This is a genomic window from Andreprevotia sp. IGB-42, from assembly GCF_009848685.1.
In the GTDB taxonomy this organism is placed as follows: Bacteria; Pseudomonadota; Gammaproteobacteria; order Burkholderiales; family Chitinibacteraceae; genus Andreprevotia.
This window is the reverse complement of sequence record NZ_WXTX01000001.1, coordinates 486,721-501,082: the sequence shown is the minus strand read 5'-3', so window position 1 is coordinate 501,082 and position 14,362 is coordinate 486,721. Positions and strand designations below refer to the sequence as shown.

Sequence of the window (14,362 nt, the reverse complement as noted above, 5' to 3'; positions counted from 1 at the left end):
TTTTGTGACCGTCAACTGTGGGAAACCCACGTCTAAGTTGTTGAATTTGGAGATCCGGAATGGCAAATGAGAGCAGGCAGCATACGCTGGACCGCGTTCGCGCCCCGCGTGTGCAGATCACGTACGACGTTGAAGTCGGTGATGCAGTCGAGAAAAAGGAACTGCCCTTTGTGATGGGTGTATTGGGCGATTTTACCGGTCATCCGGCTGAACCGTTGCCCAAGTTGAAGGACCGCAAGTTCGTCAACATCGACCGCGATAATTTCAATGATGTGCTCAAGGGCACCAAACCCCATCTGGCCTTCCGCGTGGACAACACGCTGGCCAACGATGACAGCCAGCTGTCCGTGGATCTGAGCTTCAAAACCATTGCCGATTTCGAACCGGCCCAGGTTGCCAGCCAGGTCGAGCCGCTGAAAAAATTGCTGGAAATCCGCAACAAGCTGTCGGATCTGAAGAACAAGATGTACAGCAACGAGCGCCTGGGCGAAGTGCTGCAGGAAATCCTGGAAGACACCACCAAGCTGCAGGCATTGGGCAAGGAAACCGGTTACAGCGCTGAGGAGGCCAAGTAATGAGCGATACACAACAAGAAGCCGCCGCTGGCGCAGGCGCCGCAGCAGCCGAAGGCAGCCTGCTCGACAGCATCATCGACGAAACCCGCGTTGCCCGTTCGGATACCGAGAAAGACCGTGCCAAGGACCTGATCAGCGGCTTTGTCAACGAAGTGCTGTCGGGTACCGTGACGGTGTCCAAAGACCTGATCGCCAGCATCGAAAAGCGTATTGCGGAAATCGATGGCGTGCTCTCCAAGCAACTGTCCGCCATCATGCATCACGAAGATTTCCAGAAGCTGGAAGGTTCGTGGCGTGGCCTGCACTACCTCGTGCACCAGAGCGAAACCGGTACCGGCCTCAAGATCAACCTGTTCAACACCTCGAAGAAAGACCTGATCAAGGATTTCAAGGGCGCGGCAGAGTTTGACCAGTCTGCGCTGTTCAAGAAAATCTACGAAGAAGAATACGGCACCTTCGGTGGCGCGCCGTTTGCTGCGCTGGTGGGCGACTACGAGTTCAGCAATCATCCGGAAGACCTGTACCTGCTGGAAGAAGTGTCGCACGTGGCCGCTGCCGCGCACGCACCGTTCTTCTCGGCAGCCAATGCCGGCATGTTCGGTCTCGACAGCCTGACTGAATTGTCCAAGCCGCGTGATCTGGCCAAGGGTTTCGACACCGTTGAATACGCCAAGTGGAAGTCGTTCCGCGCTTCGGAAGATTCGCGTTATGTCGGCCTGACCTTGCCGCACGTGCTGGGCCGCCTGCCGTATGGCTCCGCCACCGTACCGGTCGAAGCCTTCAATTTCGAAGAAGACGTCAGCGGCAAGGAACACGACAAATACCTGTGGGTGAATGCGTCGTACGCGCTGGGCACACGCCTGACCAACGCCTATGCCAAGTACGGCTGGTGCGCTGCCATCCGTGGCGTGGAAGGCGGCGGCCTGGTTGAGGGCCTGCCTACGCATACCTTCACCACCGATGACGGCGAAGTGGCGCTCAAGTGCCCGACCGAGCTGGCCATTACCGACCGTCGTGAAAAAGAACTCGCTGACCTCGGTTTCATCCCGCTGGTGCACTGCAAGGGGACTGATTACGCGGCGTTCTTCTCCACCCAGTCGGTGCAGAAGGCCAAGGAGTACGATACCGATGCAGCCAATGCCAATGCGCGCCTGTCGAACCAGCTGCAATACATCATGGCCACGTCGCGCTTTGCGCATTACCTGAAATCCATGGTGCGCGACAAGGTGGGCAGCTTCATGACCCGCACCGATTGCGAGCAGTTCCTCGGCCGCTGGATCAGCAACTACGTGGTTGGTTCGGATGATGCCGGCCAGGAAATCAAGGCCAAGTATCCGCTGCGCGAAGCCCGCGTGGATGTGAGCGAGATTCCGGGCAAGCCGGGTTTCTACAAGGCTGTGGCCTACCTGAAACCGCACTTCCAGCTCGAAGGCCTTACCGCCAGCTTGCGTCTTGTGGCTGATCTGCCGCCACCGGCCAAGTAAACCCTTGAAACAGCGCCGGCACGCCGGCGCGCTTCAACCTGTTGAATCCGAACAATCAAACTGGAGTAATTTGGCATGGCATACGATTCCTACCTCAAGCTTGGCGATGTCAAGGGCGAGAGCACTGACGATGCACACAAAGACTGGATCGAGCTGTACTCGTTCAGCCTGGGTATCAGCAACCCGGTGACCGTGGGCAGCGCCACCGGCGGCCTCACAGCAGGCAAGGCCAGCTTCTCGTCGTTCAATGTGATGAAGAAGTACGACAAGGCGTCGATCAAGCTTGCATCTGCATCTGCAGCCGGCAAGCATTTCGACAAGGCTGAAGTCGAGCTGTGTCTGACCACCGGTTCCAAGCACACCTACATCAAGTATGTGTTCGAGGACTGCATGATCGAAAGCATCCAGTGGAGCGGCAGCTCCGGTGGCGATGACCGTCCGACAGAAAGCCTGTCGATTGCCTACGGCAAGGTCACCTGGGAATACACCCCGATCCTGCACGATGGTTCGAAGGGCGACAAGATCGGGCCGGAAGGCTGGAACATCACCACCAACGTCAAGGTTTGATCCTTGCCCCAAGGGTGAATACGGGCCGCGCATGCGGCCCGTATTGTTCCGGAACAGGCCATGCAGACACGCCCGCAAACCATACGCATTACCCCATCGCTGCTTGATCGGCTGTTCGATGACGATCCGCTCGAGATCAATGACTATCAGCCGACATTCCGGCAAGGGCTCGATCAGCTCAAGCAGTCGGTCGCGCGCGATCTGGAAGGCTTGCTCAATACCCGTGCCGATTCGGTGACCAATCTGGATGCATTTCCCGAGCTGGCCCGCTCGGTGGTGAGCTATGGCTTGCCGGATTTTTCTGCGCTGAGCGCCGCCAGTGAGGCCGACCGTGTGCGGATCAGGGCGGAAATCCATTCGGTGATTGCGCGCTTTGAATCCCGCCTGACGCAGGTGCAGGTGCATCTGGTGCAGAAAGAGGGGCAATTGAGCCAGTTCAGCTTCCATATCGAAGCGCTGCTCAAGGTAGATCCGGTGCCGGAACCGGTGGTGTTTGATGCGGTGCTGGAAGTGGCAACCCAGTTATACAAAATCGAGTAGTACCCGGTGCCGCCGGGGTATTCAAAATCAAAAACAAGAGTTTCGAGCGATGCCTAACCCCAAGAATTACGACATTTACCATGACATGGAAAAAGCGAAAGGACAGGCGGCAGTTGGTAGTGGCCTGTACTTTTTCCGCAGCGACAAGGCAGGCGAAAAACGTTGCCTGATCTTCGGTCATGGTGGGCAATTATGGGCGTCCGGTCGCTTCGATCTGCCTGCAGGCATCGAGCTGCGTTTCTGGCAGCAGAATCATGGCGATGCGTTGCTGACGAATCCGGGTTATGCGGTAAAGGGGCAGGTAAAGCCGGCAGAGGCAGATATGCAGATCATTACCGGCCCATCGACAGGCATTCCCAATTACAGCTTGTTCAAGGGGGTGGGTTACCACTGGGAAAAAATGAGTTCCGACTACGCGGATATCCGCGGTGCCATGGATTATATGCAGGGCAAAGGGGATGACTGGACGCCGCATGTTGTGACCATCCGCAACCGGGGTTGGGCCTTTGGCCATTATCAGACCTTGAGCAGCATCATTTCCGCTATCAAGCGCCATGCACCGCAAATCACCGAATTTCATGTGGCTTGTTGCCGTGGTGACCATACCGGCCAAGTCAAATCGTCCATCAAATGGCGTTTGTTCAGCTGATTGCCTGACGTAAACGCAAGGTATCCATGCATCAAGATCTGCTTCCCTATTACAACCGCGAACTGGCATCGTTACGCCAGCTCGGGCGCGAGTTTGCCAGCCAGTTTCCCAAGGTGGCCGGCCGCTTGCTGCTGGAAGAGGGGGTATCGGAAGATCCGCACGTCGAGCGGTTGATCGAATCGTTCGCATTCCTGACTGCGCGCATCCATCACAAACTCGATGACGAATTTCCCGAAATCACCGATGCCTTGCTGGGCGTGCTTTACCCGCACTATTTGCGGCCGATTCCGTCGATGTCGGTGGTGCAGTTCACCATCGACCCCACGCAGATGAACCTGTCGGGCAAGCTGGCCATTCCGCGCCATGCGCAATTGCTGTCGCGGCGGGTGAACGACATGCCCTGCCGTTTCCGTACCGCCTACCCGGTGGAACTGTGGCCGGTCACGGTGGCCGATGCCCGTTTCGAGCCGATACAGCGCGCGGATTTTTCGCTACGCCGTGATGATGCCGCAGCCATCGTACGTATCCGCATCCAGGCACACCCCGGCCAGGTATTGAACGACCTGGGCATAGACCGCTTGCGCTTCTTCCTGCAGGGTGAAGCACCGGTGATGCACGCGCTGTATGAGCTGCTGTTCAACAATGTACGCAAGACCACCGTATATGCCGGTGGCCATGAAGTGAAACTGGCGGCGGACGCCATCCGCCCGGTCGGGTTTGAAGAGGACGAAGGGTTGCTCGATTACGACAAGCGTTCGTCCATCGCCTACCGCCTGCTGCAGGAATACTTTGTTTTTCCAGACAAGTTCATGTTCTTCGACGTGGTGGGGCTGCTGGCCGCCGAGCTGCCCCCCGCGTGCAAGGACATGGAAATTGCCATTCATATCGATGAGTTCGAGCGCGCCGACCGCCTGGCCAAGCTGGCCGATACCATCAATGCCGATACCTTCCGGCTGGGCTGCGCACCCATCGTCAACCTGTTCCGGCAAAGTGCCGAGCCGCTGCAGATCACGCATCTGAAGACCGAATACCAGGTGATACCCGATGTACGCCGTCCCTGGGGCATGGAAGTGTATTCGGTGGATGTGGTGCGCAAGCTGGTCAAGGACCAGGGCCGGGCCGATATCGTTGAATACCAGCCGTTCTTCGGCCTGCACCACGCCAACGAGGCTGATGCACAGCAGACTTTCTGGCTGGCCACGCGCCGGCCAGGCGCGCGCGCCGATGATCCGGGCACCGATGTGTACCTGTCACTGGTCGATCTGGATTTCGATCCCAACCTGCCTGCCACCGAGGCACTCAGTATCGAGATCACCTGCACCAACCGTGATCTGCCGGGCATGTTGCCGTTTGGTGGTGAGCAGGGAGATTTCGAGATCGAGGGTGGCTCGCCGGTATCGCGCATCCATTGCCTGCGCAAACCCACCACCACGCAGCGCCCTGCCATGGGCCGCGCTGCCATGTGGCGGCTGATTTCGCATCTCAGCCTCAATCATCTGTCGATTGCCGATGGTGAAACCGAGAGTACCGAGGCCTTCCGGGAACTGCTGGGCCTGTACAACTTCGCCAATTCTGCCGCTACCCGCAAGCAGATCATGGGCATACGCCAGGTGACCAGCAAGCCGACAGTGGCCAAGCTGGCCACGCGTTACCAGGCCGCGTTCATCCGTGGTATTGCGGTGGAGCTGGAGCTGGACGAAGAGCAGTTTGAAGGCGCAGGGGTGTATCTGCTGTCCAGCGTGCTGGAACGTTTCCTGGGGCTGTATGGTTCGATCAACAGTTTCACCCGCCTGACGGTGAAAACGCGCCAGCGTGAAAAACCGATGAAGACCTGGCCGCCACGCGCGGGCAAGGCGGTACTGGGATGATGCAGACCGGAGTATTGGGCGACCTGTACGAACGCCCGTATGCGTATGATTTTTTCCAGGCGGTGCGGCTGTTGCGCGCGGCGCAGGTACAGCAGGGTGGCGCGGTCGGTGATGATCCGGTCCGTTTCCGTACCTTGCTGTCGCTGGAAACCCCTGCCAGTGCCATCTACACGCTGACCCAGCCGGAGCCATTCCGCCCGCCGGTGATGACTGTCACCTTCATGGGGTTGACCGGCCCATCCGGCACCTTGCCAGCGCGCTATACCGAAATGCTGCTGGAGCGGCGTTTCCGCCATCGTGACCAGACCGCACACAATTTCTTCGACCTGTTCAGCCACCGGCTGACCACGCTGTTTTACCAATCGTGGCAAAAGCACCATGTGTTCGTCGATTACGAGCGCGGTGGCCGCGATGGCTTTCAGCGCCATGTGATGTCGCTGGTAGGCCTGGGCACAACCGGGCTGCAACGCCGGCTGGCGCCGGAGGGCGTGGACGACCAGCTGTTTGCATTTTATGCCGGCCGCTTTGCCGAGCGTGCACATACCGTCGAGGGCATGCAGGCCATCCTGTCAGACCAGTTTGATGTACCGGTCACGCTGGAGCAGTTTCGTGGCCACTGGCTGCGGCTGGACGAGGCCGACTGTTCGCGGCTGGGCATGATCAATTGCACGCTGGGCGAGCACCCGATGCTGGGCAAGCAGACCTGGGATTGCCAGAGCAAATTCCGTCTCCGCATCGGCCCGCTCAAGCGCAGCCGTTTCGACGATTTCCTGCCCACCGGCAAGGCCTACCGCGCACTGGTGAAAATGGTGAAATTCTGCGTGGGCCACGCATTGGAATTCGATGTGCAGCTGGTGCTCGACAAACGCGAAACACCGCCATGCATTCTGGGTGAGCCGGGCAACAACAGTGCCCGGCTGGGCTGGACCACGTGGCTGGATCGGCCCAAAACGGCGCTGAACGATGCCAGCGATGTGGTGCTGCCGGAATACGCGCAGCGGCTGGCGGCGGCGTGATGGCGGCGCGGCCGATGAACATTCAATCAATCGATCTGGATTTTTGACGAGGGAAACATGCCGATTCTGGGTTTGGGTTTGCACTTTCTGGTTGCATTGTATTTTGCGGTACATGCGGTACGCACCGGCCAGCAGACATACTGGCTGTTCATCCTGTTCTCGTTCCCGCTGATGGGCAGCGTGGTGTACGCGTTCAGCATCTATCTGCCGCAATCGCGGCTGGAGCGTGGCGCCAAGCGTGTGGTCAGCGCTGCGGTCAAGGTGCTGGATCCGACGCGCGAGCTGCGTGAAGCCACCAGCGCGTTCGACTACACGCCCACCGCGCAAAACCAGATGCGCCTTGCCAGTGCCTTGCTGGAAGCCGGCAAAGCCGACGAGGCAGCCGTCAACTACGAAGCCTGCCTGAAAGGCCCGTTTGCCGCTGATCCGGAAATCCGCCTGGGTGCAGCGCGCGCCTCGCTGGAAAACAAGCGCCATGACCAGGCCATTGCCCACCTGAAGTCGGTGCAGGCCAGCCACCCTGATTTCCGTGCCGAGCAGCTTGCATTGCTGATTGCACGTGCATTGGGCGGTGCCGGGCGCAATGCCGAAGCCAGGGCTGCGTTCGACACCGCCGTGCAGCGTTTCGGCAGTTTCGAAGTGCGTGCCGAATACGCGATCTGGGCCGCGCACGCGGGCGAGAAGCAGATCGCGCTGGAACTCAAATCCGATATCGACCGCGCGATGCAGCGCTGGAACCGTCACAACCGGGAACTGAATGCGGCCACGCTGCGCAGGTTGTCGCTTGCCTATCAAAACCTGGAACAGGCCCGCTGAACAGGCCACTCACCCATTAACACCGCTGTGCAATTGCATGCACGCATCGTCCGCACAACTTTGACAAGGAAAGCCCGATGTCCACCGATTTGAAGTCCCTGATAGGCAAGCTGGACCCGATCTGCCGCAGTGCCATGGAATCCGCTGCCGGCTTGTGTATTTCACGCGGTCATTACGAAGTGGATGTCGAGCATCTGCTGATGAAGGTGCTGGAGGCCGACAATACCGATCTGACGCGCATCCTGCGCCACTACGGTATCGACCCTAGCCGTTTCGAGCGCGAGCTGAACGATGCACTCAGTGGCTTCAAGAGCGGCAATACCCGCAATCCGGTGCTGGCGGCCAACTTGCCCAAGCTGTTCCAGAAAGCGTGGCTGGTGGCGTCGGTCGATTTCAACGAAACACGCATCCGCAGCGGCCACCTGCTGCTGGCGCTGCTGGGTGATGGCGAGCTGTCGCAACTGGTGAAGCAATGGTCGAAAGACCTGGCAGCCGTCTCGCTGGAAGACTTGCAGAAGAATCTGGAAGCCATCACGGCCGATTCCAAGGAAGCCGCCACTGCCACCACGCTGGGCACAGGTGCTACCCCAAGCGGTACACCGGCAGGCGCCAAGCTGGGCAAGACGCCGGCACTGGATCAGTACACGGTCAACCTCACCGAGCGCGCGCGCCAGAACCAGATCGACCCGGTACTGGGCCGTGACTCGGAAATCCGCCAGATGGTGGACATCCTTACCCGTCGCCGCCAGAACAACCCCATCCTGACCGGCGAAGCCGGCGTAGGCAAAACGGCAGTGGTGGAAGGGCTGGCATTGCGCATCGCCGCCAACGATGTACCGCCGGCGTTGGCGAATGTGGAACTGCATATGCTGGACCTGGGCCTGTTGCAGGCTGGCGCCAGCGTGAAGGGCGAGTTCGAGAACCGCCTGAAATCGGTGATCGAGGAAACCAAGGCCAGCGTCAAGCCCATCATCATGTTCATCGACGAAGCGCACACGCTGATCGGTGCCGGTGGCCAGGCTGGCCAGAACGATGCCGCCAACCTGCTCAAGCCTGCGCTGGCGCGTGGCGAGCTTCGTACCATTGCCGCCACCACATGGTCGGAATACAAGAAGTACTTCGAGAAAGACCCGGCGCTGACCCGCCGCTTCCAGGTCGTCAAGGTGGATGAACCCGACGAAGAGCAGGGCGTGATCATGCTGCGTGGCTTGCTGGAAAAAATGCAGCAACACCACAAGGTGCGCGTGCTGGATGAGGCGCTGGTGGCTGCAGTCAAGCTGTCGCATCGCTATATCACCGGCCGCCAGTTGCCGGACAAGGCCGTCAGCGTGCTCGATACCGCTTGCGCGCGCATTGCCATCGGCCAGTCCGCCACGCCGGCGCTGGTGGAAGACACGCGCCGCCGCATCGATGGCATCGTCACCGAAATCCGCGTGCTCAACAAGGAAACCGCCAGCGGCGGCAGCCACGATACCCGCCTGGCAGAACTGACTGCTGCCAAGGAAACTGCCGAAGCTGAGCTGGGCCAGCTGGAAGTACGCTGGGCGGCCGAGCTGGAACTCGTCGGCAAGATCCGCGATGTGCAGGATCAGCTGGAAGCCGATGCCGAAGCCGCCGAACCGGGCCAGAACCGCACCCCGCTGCTGGCTGACCTGAACCGCCTGAACGATGAACTGGCCACCTTGCAAGGCAAGCAGCCGCTGGTGCAGGTGTGTGTGAACGAGCAGACCGTGGGCGCGGTGATCTCGGCATGGACCGGCATCCCGCTGGGCAAGATGGTGCAGGATGAACTGGCCACGGTGCTCAAGCTGAAAGATACGCTGGCCGAGCGCGTGATCGGCCAGGACCACGCGCTGGAAGCGATTGCGCAGCGCATCCGTATTTCCCGCGCTGGTCTGGAAGATCCGGGCAAGCCGATCGGCGTGTTCATGCTGGTGGGGACCAGCGGCGTGGGCAAGACCGAAACCGCGCTGGCGCTGGCCGATATCCTGTACGGTGGCGAACGCAACCTGATCACCATCAATATGTCCGAATTCCAGGAAGCGCATACGGTATCGAGCCTGAAAGGCTCGCCACCGGGCTATGTGGGTTATGGCGAAGGCGGCATCCTCACCGAAGCGGTGCGCCGCAAGCCCTACAGCGTGGTGCTGCTGGATGAAGTCGAAAAGGCCCACCCGGACGTGCTGGAGATGTTCTTCCAGGTATTCGACAAGGGCGTGATGGACGATGCCGAAGGCCGCGAGATCAACTTCAAGAACTGCGTGATCCTGCTGACCTCCAATGCCGGTACCGACATCATCATGGATGCCTGCCGCCATGCTGAAACCATGCCCAGCGAGGAATCGCTGCGCGATGCACTGCGTGACGAACTGAACCAGGTGTTCAAGCCGGCCTTCCTCGGCCGCATGCAGGTGGTACCGTTCTACCCGGTGAAGGACGAAGTGCTCAAGCAGATCGTTCGCCTCAAGCTCAACAAGATCAAGAAGCGCGTCAAGATCAACCACAACGCCAGCTTCGATTATGACGAAGCGCTGGTGGAGGCGATTGCTGCACGCTGTACCGAAGTGGACAGCGGCGCACGCAATATCGATAACATCGTATCCGGCACCCTGTTGCCGCAAGTGGCCGGTGCAGTGCTGGCGCGCATGGCGGAAGGGCAGGTGGTGGAACGCATTGCCGTATCGGTGGGTGCAGCCGGCGATTTTGCCTATAGCGTGGACTGAAAACGGAATGACGGCCAGTTCGGTGCTGCGGCACCGGGTCTGGCTGTTGCCAAGGAGATGTTGTGCCCATTGATGCAGAAAAACGCCTGCTTGCACTCAGCACGCAGCTGGACAGCACGCTGCTGGTTGAACGCTTTTCCGGTGAAGAGCGCGTTTCCGGTCTGTTCGCGTTTACGCTCGATCTGCTGTCCGAAACCGAGGATATCGATTTCTCGGCTATCGTCAGCAAGCCGGCCAGCCTGTCCATCAAGCTGGCGGACGACAGCCTGCGCTACTGGCATGGCATCATCGGCCGCTTCACGCAGGTGGGCAGCGAAGAAGCACGCTACCGTTACCGCGCAGAGTTGCTGCCGTGGTTCTGGTTTTTGCAGCACACCGCGGACAGCCGCATTTTCCAGGAGTTGTCGGTACCGGACATCGTTGAAAAAGTCTTCAAGGCCCGCGGCTTCACTGATTTCCGTTTTTCGCTGTCCAAGACCTACACGCCGCGTGGCTATTGCGTGCAGTACCGCGAATCGGATTTCGATTTCGTCAGCCGCCTGCTGGAGGAAGAAGGCATTTTCTATTTCTTCGAGCACGAGGAGGACAAGCACACGCTGGTGCTGGCCGACGCCAGCTCGGCCATTGCCGCTTGCGCGGTCAAATCGGACGTGCCCTATCGCCCCAAGGCGGGCACTGGAGAAGGCGACGATATCGCCCTGTGGTTGCAGTCGATGACGGTGGTGCCGGCCTCGGTATCGCTGCGTGATTATGATTTCGAGAAACCCACACTGGATCTGACTGCGATCTCGCCAACCGTGGCTACCGTGGCCAAACAGGACAAGCTGGAAGTTTACGATTACCCGGGCAACTACAAGGCGGTGAGCGGTGGTGAAGCCTACGCCAAGGTACGCATGGAAGAGTGGGAAGCGCGACAGACGCGCATCGACGGCGGCGGCAGCTGCCGCACGCTGGCTGCCGGTTATTCATTCAAGCTCACCCAGCACTTCCGCGACAGCTACAACGCCGAATATGCATTGCTGGCGGTGCGTCACGATGCCACCAACAACCTGCCATGGACGGACGGCGACGGGCACTATGAAAACCGTTTCGTTTGCCAGCCCAAGGCCACTGTCTACCGGCCGCCGCGCGTTACGCCGCAGCCGCTGGTGCACGGCACGCAAACCGCCGTCGTGGTGGGCCCCGCAGGCGAGGAAATCTATACCGATGTGCATGGCCGGGTGAAGGTCCAGTTCAACTGGGATCGCCTTGGCAAGAACGACGACAAGAGTTCATGCTGGATACGCGTATCCCAAGGCTGGGCAGGTGTGAGCTGGGGCGCCATGCATATACCGCGCGTGGGCCAGGAAGTGATCGTCGATTTCCTTGATGGCAATCCGGATCAGCCGTTGATTACCGGCCGCGTTTACAACGGCCAGAAAACCCCGCCATATGAGCTGCCGGCCAACAAGACGCAAAGCGGCCTGAAAAGCCGCAGCACGCCCAATGGCACTGCGGAAAATTTCAACGAGCTGCGCTTTGAAGACAAGAAAGACGCAGAGGACATCTACTTCCAGGCGGAAAAGGATTTCCACCGGCTGGTCAAGAACGATGACGACCTCAAGGTAGGCCACGACCAGACCATCGAGGTGAAGAACAACCGCACCGAAACGGTCAAGGAAGGCAACGACACGCTGACCATCGAGAAGGGCAACCACAGCAGCGAGGTGGTGGAAGGCAATGCCAGCTACACGGTGACCAAGGGGATGCATACCGTCACCGTGGAGGGCGATGAAAAGCTGCAGGTGAAAACCGGCAACCGCGCGGTACTGGTCGATACCGGCAACGACCAGCACGTGGTCAAGACCGGCAACCGCACGGTCGAGGTATCGCTGGGCAATGACGAGCTCACCATCAAGGCCGGCAACCAGGTCACGAAGATCGATGCGGGCAAGGCCGAGATGGAAGCAATGCAGTCGATCGAGCTCAAAGTGGGCAGCAACAGCATCAAGATCGATCAATCCGGCATCACCATCCAGGCGGCATCGGTGACCGTGGCGGGCGACAGCAAGGTGGCTGTGAGCAGCAGTGCCGGTGATGTCACTGCATCCGGCCTGAACGTGAGCCTGACCGCGCAGATGGCTGCCACGCTCAAGGGCACCGCAAGTGCGGAGCTTTCCGCAGCCGGCCAGACCACCGTCAAGGGTGCGATGGTGATGATCAACTGATGATGTTGCAATGAACGCACCTGCCAATCCCTACGCCGCACCGAAGAGCGACCTGACCGTTGGCCTGCAGCCTTTGCAGTTTACGGAGCTCGATTACAAGACATTGCGCCGGCTGCGCAACGATTCGCACTCGGTGCGGGCTTTTGGCGGCCTGGCACTATTGATTGCGCTGGTTTCCGGCACGTTGTGGCTATGGGCCGATGCAATGGATGGCTACTGGCTTATCGTATTGGGCATGCCGTTGTTGAGCCTGGCTGCTGCATATGGTTGTCTGTGGCGCCCCCGCTGGGGCCAGTGGTTGGCATTGCCCATCGCGGTGATCAGCCTGGCCGCTGTACCGCTGGGTACCCTGGTCGGCGGATTGGCCATTGTGGCTTTGCTGCGCTCGCCGAAACTGTTCGGCCCGGCCGCCTACGCACACTCGCAACTCGACGCCGAGTTCAAATACCGCCGCAAGCACCGGATCCGGTAAGCAGCATGCCAGTCGATCTTGCCGCCCCCGCAGCTCCGGTACTTGCCCGCTTCACCCCGAGTGAGGCAGGGCAGGCTGCATTGGGTAGCGCACAATCGGTGGCGCAGGCCATCGGGCAACTGGCTGACGGCCAGCACTGGCCGGATGCGTTGCACCTGTTGGCTCATGCATTGCCCAAGCGCGATGCAGTGTGCTGGGCGTGGTCGTGCGCGACAAGCGTGCCGGCACCGGCAGCCCAAGAGCAGACGCGTGCGCTCGCATCGGCGCAGCAGTGGCTGAAGCAGCCGGAAGACGCCTGCCGCCGTGGTGCGTTCAGCCTGGCCGAAGCGGCCGGCTTCGATAGCGCGGCAGCCAGCGTGGCGCTGGCGGTATTCTGGAGCGGTGCCAGCATCAGCGCCGCTGATGAGCCGGAGGTATTGCCGTTCGATCATTTATGCCACCACGCAGCAGGTTGCGCGGTGCAACTGGCAGGGCTGTCACAGCCGGAGCGCACACTGGATCTGTATCGCCAGTTCATCATGCTGGGCAGCGAGATTGCTGCCGGCAAACGTGTTTGTTGAGGATTCCATCATGTCGCTCGCAGCCCGCATCACCGATATGCACACCTGCCCGATGCAGACGCCGGCAGTGCCTGCGCCCATTCCGCACGTGGGCGGCCCGGTAACCGGGCCAGGGGTGCCCACGGTGCTGATCGGCAAGCTGCCGGCTGCGGTGATGGGCGATCTGTGCGTGTGCGTGGGGCCGCCGGACAGCATCGTCAAGGGCAGCGCCACGGTGATGATCGGTGGCAAGCCGGCCGCGCGTATGGGTGATACGACCGCTCATGGGGGCAGCATCGTGCTGGGTTGCCCCACGGTGCTGATTGGCGGCTAAAGTCAGTAAGGTCAAACCTGAAGGGACGAAAACCATGTACAAGAATGCGGATGTCGATTGGGGCGGCTTCCAGCCGGTAGGCCAGACGCTGGAAGAAGTGCACCAGGCGTTCAAATACGGCAAAGCAGAGAAACGCCTGTTGCCCGCCGGGCTGAAAATCTGTCGCCTGCACGGCTTCAGCAACCTGGCGCCGGGCACTGTGGACAGCACGCCGCTGACCGCGTGGTGGTCACCGTATGATCCATATGACTGGGATGCCGGCATGCTCGAGCGCCGCAAGCTGGCCGCGCATTTCGGCGTCAGCACGCGCGAGTTGTCGCGTATCGTCATGGCAGTCAAGGAGGACTGGAACAGCCTCGCGTATCTATGGGTCGCCACGCTCACCCAGCCCGTCCATGTTTTCTTCGGCATCGTGGCCGGGCAGGCGCGCAGTGGCGGCGGGGCGACCAAGCGCGACAGCAACGCGGAAAAATCCGGTGGTGCTGCCAAGCTGGCCGGCAACAATGCACAGTTCTACATTCCGAACCTGGTTTTCGCCGATATCCGCGGCTCCCAGTTTCTGCCCCTTTAAT

The 14,362-nt window shown here is 60.1% G+C and carries 14 protein-coding genes; all 14 read left to right on the top strand.

Annotation, left to right across the window (positions count from 1 at the left end; translation table 11 throughout):
• The first annotated feature begins 59 nt into the window (after positions 1 to 59).
• The 14 genes from tssB (at position 60) to IGB42_RS02190 (ending at position 14,361) form a co-directional block, all read left to right on the top strand.
• Entirely contained in the window at positions 60 to 575 is a 516-nt protein-coding gene (gene tssB / locus IGB42_RS02255; protein ID WP_159666039.1) for a type VI secretion system contractile sheath small subunit, read from the top strand.
• Complete coding sequence (tssC, locus tag IGB42_RS02250; protein ID WP_159666036.1) at positions 575 to 2,059, top strand: type VI secretion system contractile sheath large subunit; 1,485 nt, start codon at positions 575 to 577, stop codon at positions 2,057 to 2,059. The genes tssB and tssC overlap by 1 nt, the downstream gene beginning before the upstream one ends.
• A 75-nt stretch (positions 2,060 to 2,134) precedes the next feature.
• Positions 2,135 to 2,626, top strand: coding sequence for a type VI secretion system tube protein Hcp (locus IGB42_RS02245; RefSeq protein ID WP_159666033.1), 492 nt, complete (start codon positions 2,135 to 2,137; stop codon positions 2,624 to 2,626).
• A 60-nt stretch (positions 2,627 to 2,686) separates the two neighbouring features.
• Positions 2,687 to 3,166, top strand: a complete 480-nt coding sequence (gene tssE / locus IGB42_RS02240; protein ID WP_159666030.1) for a type VI secretion system baseplate subunit TssE — start codon at positions 2,687 to 2,689, stop codon at positions 3,164 to 3,166.
• The gene (locus IGB42_RS02235) at positions 3,123 to 3,815 is read left to right on the top strand and encodes a putative adhesin (RefSeq protein WP_159666027.1); all 693 of its coding nucleotides are present in this window, start codon (positions 3,123 to 3,125) and stop codon (positions 3,813 to 3,815) included. The genes tssE and IGB42_RS02235 overlap by 44 nt, the downstream gene beginning before the upstream one ends.
• Before the next feature lie 26 nt (positions 3,816 to 3,841).
• Positions 3,842 to 5,683, top strand: a complete 1,842-nt coding sequence (gene tssF / locus IGB42_RS02230) for a type VI secretion system baseplate subunit TssF (RefSeq protein WP_159666024.1) — start codon at positions 3,842 to 3,844, stop codon at positions 5,681 to 5,683.
• Positions 5,680 to 6,699 carry a type VI secretion system baseplate subunit TssG gene (tssG, locus tag IGB42_RS02225; protein WP_159666021.1) on the top strand — a complete coding sequence of 340 codons (1,020 nt, stop codon included), beginning with the start codon at positions 5,680 to 5,682 and terminating at the stop codon, positions 6,697 to 6,699. Before tssF ends, tssG begins: the two co-directional genes overlap by 4 nt.
• A 57-nt stretch (positions 6,700 to 6,756) precedes the next feature.
• The gene (locus tag IGB42_RS02220; RefSeq protein WP_159666018.1) at positions 6,757 to 7,515 is read left to right on the top strand and encodes a tetratricopeptide repeat protein; all 759 of its coding nucleotides are present in this window, start codon (positions 6,757 to 6,759) and stop codon (positions 7,513 to 7,515) included.
• Between the two features lie 77 nt (positions 7,516 to 7,592).
• On the top strand, positions 7,593 to 10,238 hold the full coding sequence (tssH, locus tag IGB42_RS02215) for a type VI secretion system ATPase TssH (protein WP_159666015.1): 2,646 nt from the start codon (positions 7,593 to 7,595) through the stop codon (positions 10,236 to 10,238).
• A 62-nt stretch (positions 10,239 to 10,300) separates the two neighbouring features.
• Positions 10,301 to 12,445, top strand: a complete 2,145-nt coding sequence (locus IGB42_RS02210; RefSeq protein ID WP_159666012.1) for a type VI secretion system Vgr family protein — start codon at positions 10,301 to 10,303, stop codon at positions 12,443 to 12,445.
• 10 nt (positions 12,446 to 12,455) lie between these two features.
• A complete protein-coding gene (locus IGB42_RS02205) occupies positions 12,456 to 12,917 on the top strand; it encodes a hypothetical protein (RefSeq protein WP_159666009.1) in 462 nt (153 codons plus the stop codon).
• Between the two features lie 5 nt (positions 12,918 to 12,922).
• A complete protein-coding gene (locus tag IGB42_RS02200) occupies positions 12,923 to 13,477 on the top strand; it encodes a hypothetical protein (RefSeq protein ID WP_159666006.1) in 555 nt (184 codons plus the stop codon).
• Between the two features lie 10 nt (positions 13,478 to 13,487).
• Positions 13,488 to 13,790, top strand: a complete 303-nt coding sequence (locus IGB42_RS02195; protein ID WP_159666003.1) for a PAAR domain-containing protein — start codon at positions 13,488 to 13,490, stop codon at positions 13,788 to 13,790.
• Positions 13,791 to 13,824: 34 nt separating this feature from the next.
• Positions 13,825 to 14,361: a hypothetical protein gene (locus tag IGB42_RS02190; RefSeq protein WP_159665999.1), complete on the top strand. Its 537-nt coding sequence runs from the start codon at positions 13,825 to 13,827 to the stop codon at positions 14,359 to 14,361.
• Position 14,362: the final 1 nt, after the last annotated feature.